Genomic DNA, 13,242 nt, shown 5'->3' with positions numbered 1-13,242 from the left:
AGACATGCCCCTGTACTACAACATAAATTTAAAGAATTGGATTGAATTATTAACTCCCGGCCTGTTTAATGAAAGGTTACAGGGGGCGGAAGATTGGTATAAAAAAGAGCATTGATTTGCAGGACGCCAACATCTTCCCAATGTCTTGATTCCGCAGAAACGACAGACTCTTCATGCCTTCTGAGCTCACACTCCGAAGTAAACAAAACCGCCTCTTCATTTTCTTCGCACTCCTCCACAAAGGCCGGTTCATCGGCACAAAAAGAAAAATCTCCCCGGTCGTACAGAAGCGACGAAGTGTGCGCTTCAACCATACTCACTGTATGGGCTAAACCCGAGAAAATTCCGTTGATCGGAAAGAGTAAAATAAAAACGATGATCAATCGGCTCAATGCGTTCTCTCTTAAAATTCGGAACAAATGTAACACCGGCGGTCTGAAGTTCCGCTTGAAAAATGAAGAAAGGGCTTAATATTGATTATTATTTAATTCTGTTAAAGAGAGGGCAAAACAACCTATGTCGCTAAATAATAAACACTTACAAATCAAAGCGTATAGGTAGAGTATTTTCTGATTTCGCCGGCCAGTTCTTTTGCTCGCTTTCCGGTAATTCCGTTCAGGCGTTCCCAAAATTTTGGCCCGTGGTTTTTAATCTCAGTATGAACCAGCTCGTGCAGCAGAATATAATCAATTAAAGTGTTGGACAGTTTCATCATTTGCAGGTTCAGGCTAATGTTATTCGACGATGAACAACTGCCCCAGTTGCGGCGGTTATCGCGAATGGTGACCTTGTTATAGCTAAAGCCATGCTGTTGGGCCAACTCTGCCAACCTTCCGGGCAACAATTGTTTGGCTTCGAATCGATAAATCTCGGTCAGGCACTTTTCGGCAAAAGCCGTTGATGCTTCCGAATCAAAATCAGCGAGCATAATCCGGATCAGTTTCCCCTTTCTGCTTACCCGGTTTTCATCGGCTTTCAGAAACTGAATCTGGTAAAGTTTGGTTTTCATTTCCTCCTCCGGATTAATCCTTGTTTTTCGCGTTTCCATTTTCGCCTGTTGCTGCAAAATCCAGGATTCATTCCGCATCACAAAATTCAGCACTTCTTTTTCTGAAACATAAAAAGGATACGAAACAAGTATTGATTTATCGGGTTTAATGCTTAGCTTTATGTTTTTAGAACGACGATTTTTTGAAAAAGTAACGTTCCCAATATGTTTTAATTGAACCACTTGGTTGGGCATCTGTTATGATAGTAAAATTCAAAACCAAAGATATCAAACATGGGCAATAAAAAGACCGAGGTTTTTGTAAACCTCACCAAAAATGACACTCTTGTTGCATTGGACGATAAAATCCTGAAGGGCAGTTTGGTTTTCGACTCCCTGAATCCATTCCCGGGTTATTATCACGAGCTTCCGACCGATGCCAGTTCCATGTTCATTTACATGGTGTTGGGCAAGCAGTATCCGCTGGAAGAAATTCTTCGTGCAACGCAAAACATTGAAAAGCAGTACGACTGGAGTTTTGATGCCGGCAAAGCGTACATTACCATCGGCTCAACCAACCTGGACGCCATCAGGCTGCGGCATTTACCTGAACTTGATTTGGTGGAAAAAATACAGGAAGCTTATGTAAATCAGGGCATCACTTTCCTGATGGGGAAAAAGCATACCGGCAAACTGGAAGCACGTACCAAAATTGTAAAATTCCTGGTTCTTGAAGAACTGACACCAAGTATTTACATGAATGCCAACGACAACACCTTTGCTTACATTTATGTATCGCGCTACCTGGATGCAGAAGAATTCATTAAAGTTTCGATGGACGTAAAATACAACTGGGAAGGCCACGAATTTGATGCCGCAAACGCATCGGTTTATTCCAATGGTAAACTTTACGAAGCAGTACGTATCCGTTCCGACAAAATGGACATTGAATATTTAAGTGCTATCCAAAAACTGTACGAGCAAAAAATGAAATAGTATTTTACCCAGATAAAGGAAAGGTGGTTCAGTGAGCCACCTTTTTTATTTTCCGTACCTGCCCCAAATGCCCGAAAATTATTTCCCAATTTTAATACCTTTGTTGATGTTCAGCAGTTAAGTATTGATTGAAAACCTTATCCAACATCCCGATGGAAAACAAAACACGTTTTATTATTATTGCTTTGGTCGTTGTAATTCTGGCAGGGATCAGCGCCATCTTCCTGCTTCGGCCTGCTACCAATTCTTCTGCTGATCGTCCGTCATATCAAACAGAAACCATTGGCCGTGGTGACGTATTTTCATCGGTAAAAGCATTCGGCACCGTGGAGTCAGAAAAAGATTTACTCATTCTTTGTCCTGAAAGAAGCATTATAAAAAAGGTATACAAAACTCCCGGAAACAAAGTTGCCAAAGGCGATCTCGTCCTTGAACTCGATGGAGAGAGCGTGCAGGAAGACATTGCAAGAATGGCCGCTCAACTTGAAATGCGCACAAATGCAGTGGAGAAAATCCGCCTGAACCTTGAAAGCACCCAAATCGATCTGAAACACAACGAGGAAGTCAAGAAGAACCGAATTGATAAGTTAAAAACCATGCTGGCCGACCAGGAAAATCTGCTGAAAGCCGGTACCATTTCTGAAAACCGTGTGGAAAGAACCCGGCAAGAGATCGACCTGGGGGAAAAAGATCTGCAGAAACTGATAGACAAAAACACGCTTCGCATTGCCCAAATGGAAGCCGATGTAAACGGACAACTTCTCCAGCTTGAAACCCAAAAATCGAATTTGGCTGAAAAAAAGGCATTGCTCAGCAAACTTCGGATTGCAGCGCCTGTGCCGGGGGTGATTCTTGAAGTGGGAGGCGAAAACGGCTCGCGGGTAGAAAGCGGGCGAATGTTGGTTCGCATGGCAGACCTCTCTTCGTTTAAGTTGGTTGGAATGATCGACTCAAAATACTCCTTCCTCATCAAAACCGGGAACAAAGTACTCGTTCATACCGACGGCGAAGACCTGAACGGGCAAATAGGAAAGATCATTCCGATTATGGATGAGCGTATCCAGTTCGATGTTCACATAAAAGAAAAAAGTGATCACAAACTGATTCCGAACCAAAACCTTGCACTCGACATTATTACCAGCGACCAGGAAAATGTACTCCGCTTGAAAAAGCAGCCAGGCTTTGAAAACAGTACCCGGCAAACTTTATATGTGGTGCAGGGAAACAAAGCCGTAAAAACCGAAGTAGTTTTCGGAACCATAGGCAGCGACTGGTGTGAAATAGTTTCCGGGCTAAGTGAAGGCGACATTGTTTTAACCAATGGTCCCGATCCGCTTACCAGCCCCGAGGTCATTGATTTTGAATAAGCGTTTCTTATCCGCTGCTTCCCTTTTGGAGAAAGCACTCAACACAAATCCTTCCATTGGCGCTTAAGCCGGCAATCTCAATTTTTGGCGATTCGATGCCTCTATTTTCATGAATTTGATTTAAATTGAGGACAAAACATATGTTTATCACTCATTATTTCACTTTAAAAATCATTGTATGAAAAAACTAGTAGCTGAGTTTATCGGAACCATGTGGTTGGTAGTCGGTGGTTGCGGAAGTGCTGTTTTTGCTGCAGCCTATCCCGATCTGGGGATCGGTTTTGCCGGAGTAGCGCTTGCATTCGGATTAACAGTATTAACTATGGTATATGCCATCGGGCATATCTCCGGGTGTCATCTGAATCCTGCAGTGTCAATTGGACTGTGGGCGGGAGGCCGTTTCGACGGCAAAGACCTGGTACCTTATATTATCTCCCAGGTTTTGGGAGGGATTGTAGGGGCAGCTGTTCTTTACATTATTATTACCGGCTCGGGAAAAGAAATCGGTAGCTTTGCAGCCAACGGTTTTGGCGAGCACTCTCCAGACGGATACAGCATGGTTTCGGGCCTTGTAAGTGAGATTGTTATGACCTTTATGTTTTTGATCGTTATTTTGGGAGCCACCCATTCAAAAGCCCCCAAAGGATTTGCCGGAATTGCCATCGGTCTGTCTTTAACGCTGATTCACCTGATCAGCATTCCAATTACCAACACATCGGTGAACCCCGCAAGAAGTACCAGTCAGGCTTTGTTTGTCGGCGACTGGGCACTGGGACAGTTGTGGCTTTTCTGGGTAGCACCGATTATCGGCGCCTTGATTGCCGGTTTTGTCTACAAACTGGTTTCACCCGAAGAAAAATAAAATACACCTTAAATAACAAAAAAAGAGTAGCACCAACAACTACTCTTTTTTGTTTTGATCATACTTGCATTGTTCCTGTTTTGGCTGAGCCTCCTTTAGCAAAACAGCTGCTCTGCCTGATCAAGTTCACTGAGCACGCCAAAGACGCTGCTCTCTAATTTCTTCCCGGGAATTTAATTCACAGCAAGAGCTTCGTGTACTAAATTAAACGACAACGGAGTTGTATTTACAAGGTTATCGTTGATCGGACAACGTTTTTTAATCAACGATATCCAGTTGCTGATCTCTTCAGCGCTTGCATCCGTTTCAGGAAAAAAATCGACGTTTATTTGTTTAAAGCCTGCACGCTCTTCATCCGACTTTCCCAAAAACCGCGCGGGATTTAAATTGCCTTCAACTTGAATTTTCAACCCTGACAACTTTATTCCCAGTTCTTTTGCGGTTAGGTGTGCCACCACATTGATACAGCCGGCATAACTCGCCAACAAATATTCAACCGGATTTGCTCCCTGATCATCTCCTCCCAAAGCAGGTGGTTCATCAACAACAATAATAAACTGTCTTGCACTTACCGCCAAACGTGCGGGGGATTGGGCTTCGCCTTCAATTTTAAATGTTAAATCTGACATAATTTTTGAGTTATAATTATAAAAAAAGCCCTCCACTGAATTGTGAAGGGCTTACTGCCTTTATGTAATTACTATCTGTTCTACGTTATTATAGCATAGCATCACCCTCCACATGTTGTTTTAACAACATACAGCAGCACATACACATCATCGTATTGTTTGCTGTGGAAAGTGGTAAAATCATTCTTTTCAATTTTCGTTTTGCTTCCGCTATTTTGTCTCTGCAAATAAATTCATTATTTATTCTGATGATAAGATTCAACCCAAGAATACCGGTTTATTTACAATTTCTTCATTAATAATAGTTACTGGATTTCAGCATCGAGGGAAACCTTGAAATAAAAACAAAAAAAGAGCAGTCCGCTAAAACTGCTCTTTCGTGGAGAATATCGGAATCGAACCGATGACCTTTTGACTGCCAGTCAAACGCTCTAGCCAACTGAGCTAATCCCCCGTTTGAGGTTGCAAATATAGAAATATTTTTTTCAAAACATCCAACAAAATTTGTGGTAAAATTTTTGTAGCAAAAATAGAGGGACAAATTTTACAATTATTCATGAACAGTGTTCATAACGGGGAATTATTAGAGACATTAAATTAAAACATTTAGAGCTTGTAAATAAATATTATTTTCTATCTTTAAACCCCGTTTTTAAGGGGACAAAATTCGAATAAAACAAGTAAAAATATCTAAAGTATGGAACTTAAAAAATCGCCGAAAGCCGATCTTGAGAGCCGTAAGAATACTTACTGGTTATTAGGGTTGGTAGTGGCTTTAGGCATCACACTTGTTGCCTTTGAGTGGACCACAAAGCCAAGTAAGGCTGATTCGCTGGGACAGGTTCAGGCACAGGAAGTGGAAGAAGAAATTATTCCGATCACTCGTGAGCAGCAAGTAAAACCACCGCCACCACCACCTCCGCCAAAAGTTGTTGAAGTATTGAATATTGTTGACGACGAGGTGAAGATTGAAGACGAACTCGAGATCGAAGACTCAGAAGCTGACGACAATACCGTGATCGATGTGGCTCCGGTAATTGAAACTGCTGAAGAGGAAGAAGAAGATGAAGCTCAGGTTTTCCTGATTGTGGAAGACATGCCTGAATTCCCGGGTGGTGACCTGGCATTGCGTAAATACATTGCCAACGCTATCAAGTATCCTGTAATTGCTCAGGAAAACGGAATCCAGGGTAAAGTTTATGTAACTTTCGTTGTTGGAAAAGACGGAAAAGTAACCAATGCAAGCATTGCAAGGGGTGTTGACCCGTCGCTCGACAAAGAAGCGCTTCGCGTTGTAAACAGCCTTCCTACTTGGAAGCCCGGAAAACAGCGTGGCAAACCCGTTAATGTATCGTACACGGTACCAATTAACTTCGTGTTGCAGTAATAACAGAAAGACAATATCTTTGCACTCCTGTTTCTTTTGAGGCAGGAGTTTTTTTGTGATTAAAAATTAGACAATGATAGAAACAGCACCAATAACAGAAAAAGCCGTAATTGTTGGATTGATCAACTCTCAGCAGGATGAACGCCAGGTAAAAGAATACCTTGATGAACTGGAATTTCTGGCTGACACAGCAGGTGCTGTGGTCTTAAAGAAGTTCACCCAGAAAATGGATATCCCCAACAAGGCAACCTTTGTTGGACCCGGAAAACTGGAAGAAATAGGCAACTACATAAAAGTAGTGGAAGCCGATACCGTTATTTTCGACGATGAGCTTTCGCCCACACAACTTCGAAATATAGAACGTCAGCTGGAATGCAAAATTCTGGACCGCACCAACCTGATCCTGGATATTTTTGCCAAACGTGCACAAACGGCCCATGCAAAAACCCAGGTGGAGTTGGCCCAGTATCAATACCTGCTTCCGCGACTGACCCGGATGTGGACCCACCTGGAACGTCAACGGGGAGGTATCGGGATGCGTGGCCCGGGGGAAACACAGATTGAAACCGACCGCCGTATTATCCTCGAAAAAATTGCCCGGCTAAAAGAGCAGCTGGTTAAAATCGACAAGCAAAAAGCAACCCAGCGCAAAAACCGCGGAAAACTGGTACGTGTTGCTTTGGTGGGTTACACCAACGTGGGCAAATCAACAATTATGAACATGATGGCCAAATCGGAAGTGTTTGCTGAAAACAAACTTTTTGCAACGCTCGATACAACCGTCAGAAAAGTGGTGATCGAAAACATTCCCTTTTTGCTGGCTGACACGGTTGGTTTTATCCGTAAACTTCCACACGGACTGGTTGAATCGTTTAAATCGACCCTCGACGAAGTGCGTGAAGCCGACATTCTGTTGCACATCGTGGACATTTCGCACCCCGGTTTTGAGGAACAGATTGAAACCGTAAACAATACGTTGAAGGAAATCGATGCCGGCGACAAACCCTTGATCTATATCTTTAATAAAATAGATGCGTTTACCTACGAGGAAAAAGATGAAGATGATCTGACACCGCGTACTAAGGCCAATTTCACCCTGAATGAATGGAAAAACTCGTGGATGGCAAAAGACAACACACCCGCTTTGTTTATTTCTGCCATTGAGAAAGAAAATATTGACGTATTTAAGCAAAAGATATACGACGAGGTAAAAAAGATACACGTTCAGCGCTTCCCGTTCAACGATTATCTTTATGAAATAACAGAAGAGTAAAGTTTATTCCCGGCAGTTTTCATCTCCCTGCTTATTCAGGCAAACCGAATACAAGTCGGTTCTCCTGTCTTTTAAATTACGCACCGCACCAAAAGAGTGCAGCTCTTTTAGAAGATCAAGATCAGCATCCGCTACCAGTATCATTTCGGTATTGGCAGTGGCTTCTGCTTTGATTCCGTTGGCAGGGAACGAAAAATCGCTCGGAGTAAACACCACCGACTGTGCAAACTGAATATCCATATTCTCAACTTTTGGCAAATTGCCGACAGAACCGGCGATCGCCACATAACATTCATTTTCGATGGCACGGGCACGGGCGCAATAACGAACCCGCGAGTACCCGTTCTGGGTATCTGTCAGGAAAGGCACAAACAAAATATTCATTCCCTGCTGCGCCAGAATTCTTGGCAACTCCGGAAATTCCACATCGTAACAAATCAAAACTCCAACCGGTCCGCAATCTGTCTCAAAAACTTCCACCGTATTTCCTCCCGACAAGCCCCACCATTTGGCCTCATCGGGTGTTACATGAATTTTCTCGTAAGTCTCGTACGTTCCGTTTCTCCGGCACAAAAAGCCAACGTTGTACAATTTCTCGTCCCTCATGGCCGGCATGCTGCCTGTTACAATATTAATATTGTATGAAATGGCCAGTTTCAAGAAACGCTCTTTAATCTCTTCGGTATATTCTGCCAGTTTCCGAATGGCCTCGGCTTCTGTTAGATGATTGTAATCAGCCATCAGCGGAGCATTGAAAAACTCCGGAAAAAGAACAAAGTCGCTTTTGTAACTCGAAACTGCATCCACAAAATATTCCACCTGGGTAAAAAGCTCATTGATATCTTTGTAAAGCCGCATTTGCCATTGTATCAGCCCAATCCGAACAACCGATTTGTGCGCACCCGCTTTATCCGAAATCTTCTGGTAGTAAATGTTGTCCCACTGAAGCAGAACAGCATAATCTTTCGACTCCTTATCACCGGGCATGTAACCTTTCAGCACCTTCTTAACATGGAAGTCGTTCGAAAGCTGGAAGGTTAAAGTAGGATCGTACAATTCGCGCAACTTTACCTTTTGGATATATTCTTTCGGCGTAACTTCGCTGGCGTGCAAATGATAATTCGGAATACGCCCACCAAATACGATGGCTTTTAAATTGAGAGTTTCACAAAGCTCCTTCCGCGCATCGTACAAACGGCGGCCAATACGAAGCCCCCGAAAATCGGGACGAATAAAAACGTCAATTCCGTAAAGCACATTTCCTTTCGGATTATGTGTATTAAAAGTATATCTCCCGGTTATTTCCTGGTAGGTATGATCATCTCCAAACAATTCGTATTTCACAATGATGGAAAGCGCACAACCCACCACCACATCGTTTACAAGAACAGCCAGCTGGCCTTCAGGAAAGATCTTTAAGAGCTTTTGAAAATGAAGTTCGCTCCAATAAGCACCCGGCCAGTTGGCATAAGCTTCGATCATTGACTTCTTTAGTTCTTCGTAATCTCCCAGGTTCAACTGCCTCAACTCAACGGTATCTATTTGCTCCATAAATTGTTTGTGATTTTGATACTGCTCAATTTACTAAAAAAACCGAAGTCCCAAAAACGAAAAAAGTCCGGTATTACCAGACTTTCTTAATATTTATTTTTTTGTAAAGGCTATTTTACCTCACCGTTGGCTACCAGCCACTCTGCAATTTGTACTGCATTTAAAGCGGCACCTTTCTTAATCTGATCGCCTACACACCAGAAAGTGATTCCATTCGGATTGGCAACGTCTTTGCGAATTCGACCCACATAAACATCGTCTTTACCCGAAACAAACAAAGGCATCGGATATTGCTTTTCCGCAGGATTATCCACCACTGTCAAGCCTTCAAAATTTTCAAAAGCAGCTTTCACTTCTTCTACTGAAAGTGGTTTCTCGGTTTCCACCCAAATGGCTTCTGAATGCGCGCGGGCCACCGGAATACGCACACAAGTTGCACTTACTTCGGCTTCAGTATGCATAATTTTTTTGGTTTCCCAGTTCATCTTCATCTCTTCCTTGGTATAATCGTTCTCCAGAAAAACATCGATGTGCGGGATAATATTCATTGCCAACTGGTACGGAAATTTGCTGATGGTTGGTTCTTCCCCACCGGCAACTTCTTTCACCTGGTTTTCCAACTCTGCAATTCCCTGTGCACCTGCACCGCTCGCCGCCTGATAAGTAGCCACATGAATGCTTTTGATCGGAGAAAGATCTTCAATCGGCTTCAGCGCTACTACCATCTGAATAGTAGAACAGTTTGGATTGGCAATAATGTTTCTCGGACGATTCAGGCAATCCTCAGCATTTACTTCGGGTACTACCAACGGCACGTCATCGTCGTAACGAAACGCACTCGAGTTATCGATCATGATAGCTCCGTGTTTGGTAATGGTTTCAGCATATTCTTTTGAAATACCTGCACCGGCCGAAGTCAATGCAATATCTATATCTTTAAAATCGTCGCCATGTTTGAGTTCCTTCACGGTTAGCTGTTTACCCTTGAATTCATAGGTACGGCCGGCACTCCTTGCCGAGCCAAAAATCACCAACTCGTCCATCGGAAAATTCCTTTCTGCGAGCACTTTCAGGAACTCCTGTCCTACGGCACCGCTCACGCCAACAACTGCAACTCTCATGTTTGAATCTTTTAGTAAATTAAAGTCCTTGCTATCAATTAAGTGGGCCAAAGTTAGTATTTTGCAAATAATTGTAATGTTATGAGGCCCAATCTTCCAAAAATATTAACATTCCTCCTAGTCTTTTATAGCCTGCCGGGGCACTCCCAGGAAATATGGAGCGAGCATTTCTTGGTCCCGGGAAAAGGCATTTGGGGTTCGGGCGACGGAAGCACCGTTCTTACCGATTTTGAAGGCATCACATCCTGGGCACTTGAATATGAAAATGTTTTGCTTTCAAACGCTGATGATTACGCCAAAACAGTATCCACTTCGGGCGGAAGATTTGAATGCCGCGACGTCAATTGCGCAGTCGTTTGGCGATCAGAAGAAATCGATATTTCGGATTACAAAAACATAAGTATCCAGCTCATTGCCAGCGAAACAGGCAGCGGCGACAATCCGGAAACCAAATTTCTGAAAGCCTTCTATTGTGTCGACAACGGCCCCGTACTTCCTTTTAAAAGCAAAGGAGAAAATTATGGGAACTGGGAACTCGACACCGCCCGACAGACAAATCTGAACGGGGAAAAACTCCAGATCGTAGTGCAAATGAACAACCATTATGCATCGGATAAGGTGATTTTGGATGAAGTTGTGGTAAGTGGTGAAGAAAGGAATCCGGTGTTTATCGAGCCCGGCGATGTGCTGATCAGTGAGGTGCTTTTTAACCCCGTTCCGGATGGAGAAGATTTTGTGGAAATTTACAACCACTCCGAAAAGCAAATTCCGCTGAATAAACTTTACCTGGCTTCGCGCGACAAAGAATTGCAGCTCACCCAGATTTATGCGCTCACCACAGAAAAACTGAACTTTGAACCCAACAGCTACCTCGCTCTTACCAAAGATACCAACGGCGTTTTTCCGTGGTTTACCCTCGAATGCCCCGGCTGTTTCCTGCAAATGGAGAAATTCCCTTCGTTTAATAACGATGAAGATTACGTGGTTTTGCTCAATAACGAACTGGAAGTAATCGATGAGTTATTTTACACCGAAGATTTGCATCTCCCCGTTTTTCACGACCGCGAAGGAATTTCGCTTGAACGGATTTCTTTTACAACCCACACTAACGAAGCGACAAACTGGCACTCTGCCTCTTCCTTGTCCGGTTACGGAACACCCGGTTATCAAAACTCGCAGGCGGGAGATGGCCTTGCAGAAAATAACAACATAAGTTTCGAGCCGGAATCTTTCTCTCCTAATGGTGACGGCTATAACGATGAATATTTGATTCGTTTTCAACTCGACAAACCCGGTTACCTGTGCAATGTCAGCATCTTTGATGCAGCAGGGCGCCCCATAACACAGCTGGCGCAAAACAGCGTTTTAGGTACCGATGAGACACTTGTGTGGGATGGAACCGATGAAAACGCACAGATCCAAAAACTGGGTGTGTATGTTGTTTTGGTTGAGCTGTACGACCTCAGCGGAAATATTACCCGCTACAAGGACGGTGTAGTTTTAACAAATAGTCTGAAATAAAAATGTAATTTTAGCTCTTACCTTATTACAAACAATAAAAACCAAATCTCAATAGTCTCAACAAAAATATGAAACGTAATTTCTTCTACTTTGCCTGGCGGGAATTTATACGGTCGGCCTCGAAAAACAAAAACATGGCTACCAAGGGAGTGCTTATTTTCCTGGCCCTGTATTTTTCACTGATCGGAACCGTAATGGGCTTTCAACTGGCTGGAAACATGGCAAATGTTCCGGATAAAATGAAAGCTTTTAATGCCCTGATTTTTATATACGCCGGTTTTGATCTCGTAATGCGCATCATGGTGCAAAACCTGCCTACCTTTGGATTTCAGCCGTTTATGATCATTCCGGTAAAACGAAAAAGGATTGCCCGTTATATGCTGAACAAATCGTTGCTGCATTTTTTTAATGTTCTGCCTTTGTTTTTGCTTTTGCCGTTTACCTTTAAAATTGCCGTGAATGAACTGGCAGCCCCTGTTTTGGCAGCCTGGCTGGGATCGCTTGTACTGATGATTTTTGTAAACCATTTTCTGGCCATTTACATCAAGTGGCGCACCAACGAATCAGATGTTTTGTTTTACGGATTTCTTGCGACAGCCGCTGGAATTGCTGCTTTGCAGTATTTCGGCCTTGTGAATATCAACGAGGCTTTCGGAAAAATATTCGATTTTATAATCGCCAATCCTCCGGCAGCACTCATCTTCCCTTTGTTGATTGCGGCCCTTTATCTGCTGAATCAAAATTATATCAATAACCGGTTCTACCTCGACGAGCTTTCGCAAAAGAAAAAAGAAGGCAAGGCACACGACTTCTCGTGGCTGAACAATGTGGGTAGTTACGGACAAATGTTGTCGCTCGAAGTTAAAATGATCCTGCGCAACAAGCGTTCAAAAAGTTCGGCCGTAATGTCGCTGCTCTTTATGTTTTACGGACTACTGATTTACCGCGATTATAAACCTGACGGACCGGAGTTTATTTTGGTTCTTGGCGGAATGTTTATGACCGGGATTTTCAGCATGATGTACGGCCAGTTTTTCCCGGCGTGGCATGGTAAATACTACCCACTGCTAATGGCACAAAACGTAAAAATGAAACAAGTGCTGCAATCGGCCTTTTTCCTAATGGCCGCGACCAACATCGTTTTCTACCTCCTGTCGCTTGGTTACATGTACATTACACCCAAAGTTTTATATGTACACTTTGTGGTAATGCTTTACAATGTTGGAGTAAATTCGTGGGTTATTTTCGCACTCGGGCTCAACAGCCGCAAAGCTATCGAACTTAACCAGCGGGCCGCGTTCAATTACCAGGGCGTGGGTGCAACCCAATGGCTGATGACCTTCCCGATCCTCTTTGGCCCTTTGGCTATTTTCGGGCTGATTTCCTGGGCTTTCGGCAACATTGCTGCTTATATTATTTTCGGGGCACTTGGCCTGATCGGGATCATTCTGCATCCCAAACTGATCGATTATTTTACCGGGCAATACCTCAAACGCAAATACAAAATGATTGCAGGCTATAAAGCCACATAAGCAGTGAGAAATTCA

At 43.3% G+C, this 13,242-nt stretch carries 12 protein-coding genes and 1 tRNA gene; 7 read left to right on the top strand and 6 right to left on the bottom strand.

Translation table 11 applies throughout. The annotated features are described in order from the left end of the window. Window positions 1-65: 65 nt before the first annotated feature. Both INQ51_RS18635 and INQ51_RS18630 read right to left on the bottom strand, forming a co-directional pair. On the bottom strand, window positions 66-392 hold the full coding sequence (locus tag INQ51_RS18635) for a hypothetical protein (RefSeq protein WP_233379460.1): 327 nt from the start codon (window positions 390-392) through the stop codon (window positions 66-68). A 152-nt stretch (window positions 393-544) separates the two neighbouring features. Then, window positions 545-1,231 carry a M48 family metallopeptidase gene (locus INQ51_RS18630; RefSeq protein ID WP_233379459.1) on the bottom strand — a complete coding sequence of 229 codons (687 nt, stop codon included), beginning with the start codon at window positions 1,229-1,231 and terminating at the stop codon, window positions 545-547. Window positions 1,232-1,282: 51 nt separating this feature from the next. Between INQ51_RS18630 and INQ51_RS18625 the strand changes: the two genes are divergently transcribed. The 3 genes from INQ51_RS18625 (at window position 1,283) to aqpZ (ending at window position 4,213) form a co-directional block, all read left to right on the top strand. After that, window positions 1,283-1,984 carry a hypothetical protein gene (locus tag INQ51_RS18625; RefSeq protein ID WP_233379458.1) on the top strand — a complete coding sequence of 234 codons (702 nt, stop codon included), beginning with the start codon at window positions 1,283-1,285 and terminating at the stop codon, window positions 1,982-1,984. Between the two features lie 152 nt (window positions 1,985-2,136). Next, complete coding sequence (locus INQ51_RS18620; RefSeq protein WP_233379457.1) at window positions 2,137-3,351, top strand: efflux RND transporter periplasmic adaptor subunit; 1,215 nt, start codon at window positions 2,137-2,139, stop codon at window positions 3,349-3,351. A gap of 178 nt (window positions 3,352-3,529) precedes the next feature. Further along, window positions 3,530-4,213, top strand: a complete 684-nt coding sequence (gene aqpZ, locus INQ51_RS18615; protein ID WP_233379456.1) for an aquaporin Z — start codon at window positions 3,530-3,532, stop codon at window positions 4,211-4,213. A 173-nt stretch (window positions 4,214-4,386) separates the two neighbouring features. Here the strand turns inward: aqpZ and INQ51_RS18610 are convergent, their stop codons facing one another. Both INQ51_RS18610 and INQ51_RS18605 read right to left on the bottom strand, forming a co-directional pair. Beyond that, a complete protein-coding gene (locus INQ51_RS18610) occupies window positions 4,387-4,842 on the bottom strand; it encodes an OsmC family protein (protein ID WP_233379455.1) in 456 nt (151 codons plus the stop codon). A gap of 380 nt (window positions 4,843-5,222) precedes the next feature. Then, window positions 5,223-5,296, bottom strand: a tRNA-Ala gene (locus tag INQ51_RS18605). 243 nt (window positions 5,297-5,539) lie between these two features. Between INQ51_RS18605 and INQ51_RS18600 the strand changes: the two genes are divergently transcribed. Both INQ51_RS18600 and hflX read left to right on the top strand, forming a co-directional pair. Then, on the top strand, window positions 5,540-6,229 hold the full coding sequence (locus tag INQ51_RS18600; RefSeq protein WP_233379454.1) for an energy transducer TonB: 690 nt from the start codon (window positions 5,540-5,542) through the stop codon (window positions 6,227-6,229). Between the two features lie 73 nt (window positions 6,230-6,302). Beyond that, complete coding sequence (gene hflX, locus INQ51_RS18595) at window positions 6,303-7,502, top strand: GTPase HflX (protein WP_233379453.1); 1,200 nt, start codon at window positions 6,303-6,305, stop codon at window positions 7,500-7,502. A 3-nt stretch (window positions 7,503-7,505) separates the two neighbouring features. Here the strand turns inward: hflX and INQ51_RS18590 are convergent, their stop codons facing one another. After that, a complete protein-coding gene (locus INQ51_RS18590; protein WP_233379452.1) occupies window positions 7,506-9,053 on the bottom strand; it encodes a bifunctional GNAT family N-acetyltransferase/carbon-nitrogen hydrolase family protein in 1,548 nt (515 codons plus the stop codon). A gap of 110 nt (window positions 9,054-9,163) precedes the next feature. Beyond that, a complete protein-coding gene (locus INQ51_RS18585) occupies window positions 9,164-10,174 on the bottom strand; it encodes an aspartate-semialdehyde dehydrogenase (protein ID WP_233379451.1) in 1,011 nt (336 codons plus the stop codon). Between the two features lie 81 nt (window positions 10,175-10,255). Here INQ51_RS18585 and INQ51_RS18580 point away from each other — a divergent pair, with 81 nt between their 5' ends. Together INQ51_RS18580 and INQ51_RS18575 are read left to right on the top strand one after the other, a co-directional pair. Next, a complete protein-coding gene (locus INQ51_RS18580) occupies window positions 10,256-11,695 on the top strand; it encodes a gliding motility-associated C-terminal domain-containing protein (protein WP_233379450.1) in 1,440 nt (479 codons plus the stop codon). A 68-nt stretch (window positions 11,696-11,763) separates the two neighbouring features. Then, a complete protein-coding gene (locus tag INQ51_RS18575; RefSeq protein ID WP_233379449.1) occupies window positions 11,764-13,227 on the top strand; it encodes a DUF5687 family protein in 1,464 nt (487 codons plus the stop codon). The last annotated feature ends 15 nt before the right edge of the window (window positions 13,228-13,242 follow it).

Source organism: Maribellus sp. CM-23 (genome assembly GCF_021354595.1).
In the GTDB taxonomy this organism is placed as follows: Bacteria; Bacteroidota; Bacteroidia; order Bacteroidales; family Prolixibacteraceae; genus Draconibacterium.
Note: the sequence above shows the minus strand (reverse complement) of the source record. Positions and strands in the feature narration are given on the sequence as shown.

Coding starts and splice junctions, on each gene's coding strand:
- INQ51_RS18625 (WP_233379458.1), top strand. CDS start 1,283: ATGGGCAATAAAAAGACCGAGGTTTTTGTAAACCTCACCAAAAATGAC.
- INQ51_RS18620 (WP_233379457.1), top strand. CDS start 2,137: ATGGAAAACAAAACACGTTTTATTATTATTGCTTTGGTCGTTGTAATT.
- aqpZ (WP_233379456.1), top strand. CDS start 3,530: ATGAAAAAACTAGTAGCTGAGTTTATCGGAACCATGTGGTTGGTAGTC.
- INQ51_RS18610 (WP_233379455.1), bottom strand. CDS start 4,842: ATGTCAGATTTAACATTTAAAATTGAAGGCGAAGCCCAATCCCCCGCA.
- INQ51_RS18600 (WP_233379454.1), top strand. CDS start 5,540: ATGGAACTTAAAAAATCGCCGAAAGCCGATCTTGAGAGCCGTAAGAAT.
- hflX (WP_233379453.1), top strand. CDS start 6,303: ATGATAGAAACAGCACCAATAACAGAAAAAGCCGTAATTGTTGGATTG.
- INQ51_RS18590 (WP_233379452.1), bottom strand. CDS start 9,053: ATGGAGCAAATAGATACCGTTGAGTTGAGGCAGTTGAACCTGGGAGAT.
- INQ51_RS18585 (WP_233379451.1), bottom strand. CDS start 10,174: ATGAGAGTTGCAGTTGTTGGCGTGAGCGGTGCCGTAGGACAGGAGTTC.
- INQ51_RS18580 (WP_233379450.1), top strand. CDS start 10,256: ATGAGGCCCAATCTTCCAAAAATATTAACATTCCTCCTAGTCTTTTAT.
- INQ51_RS18575 (WP_233379449.1), top strand. CDS start 11,764: ATGAAACGTAATTTCTTCTACTTTGCCTGGCGGGAATTTATACGGTCG.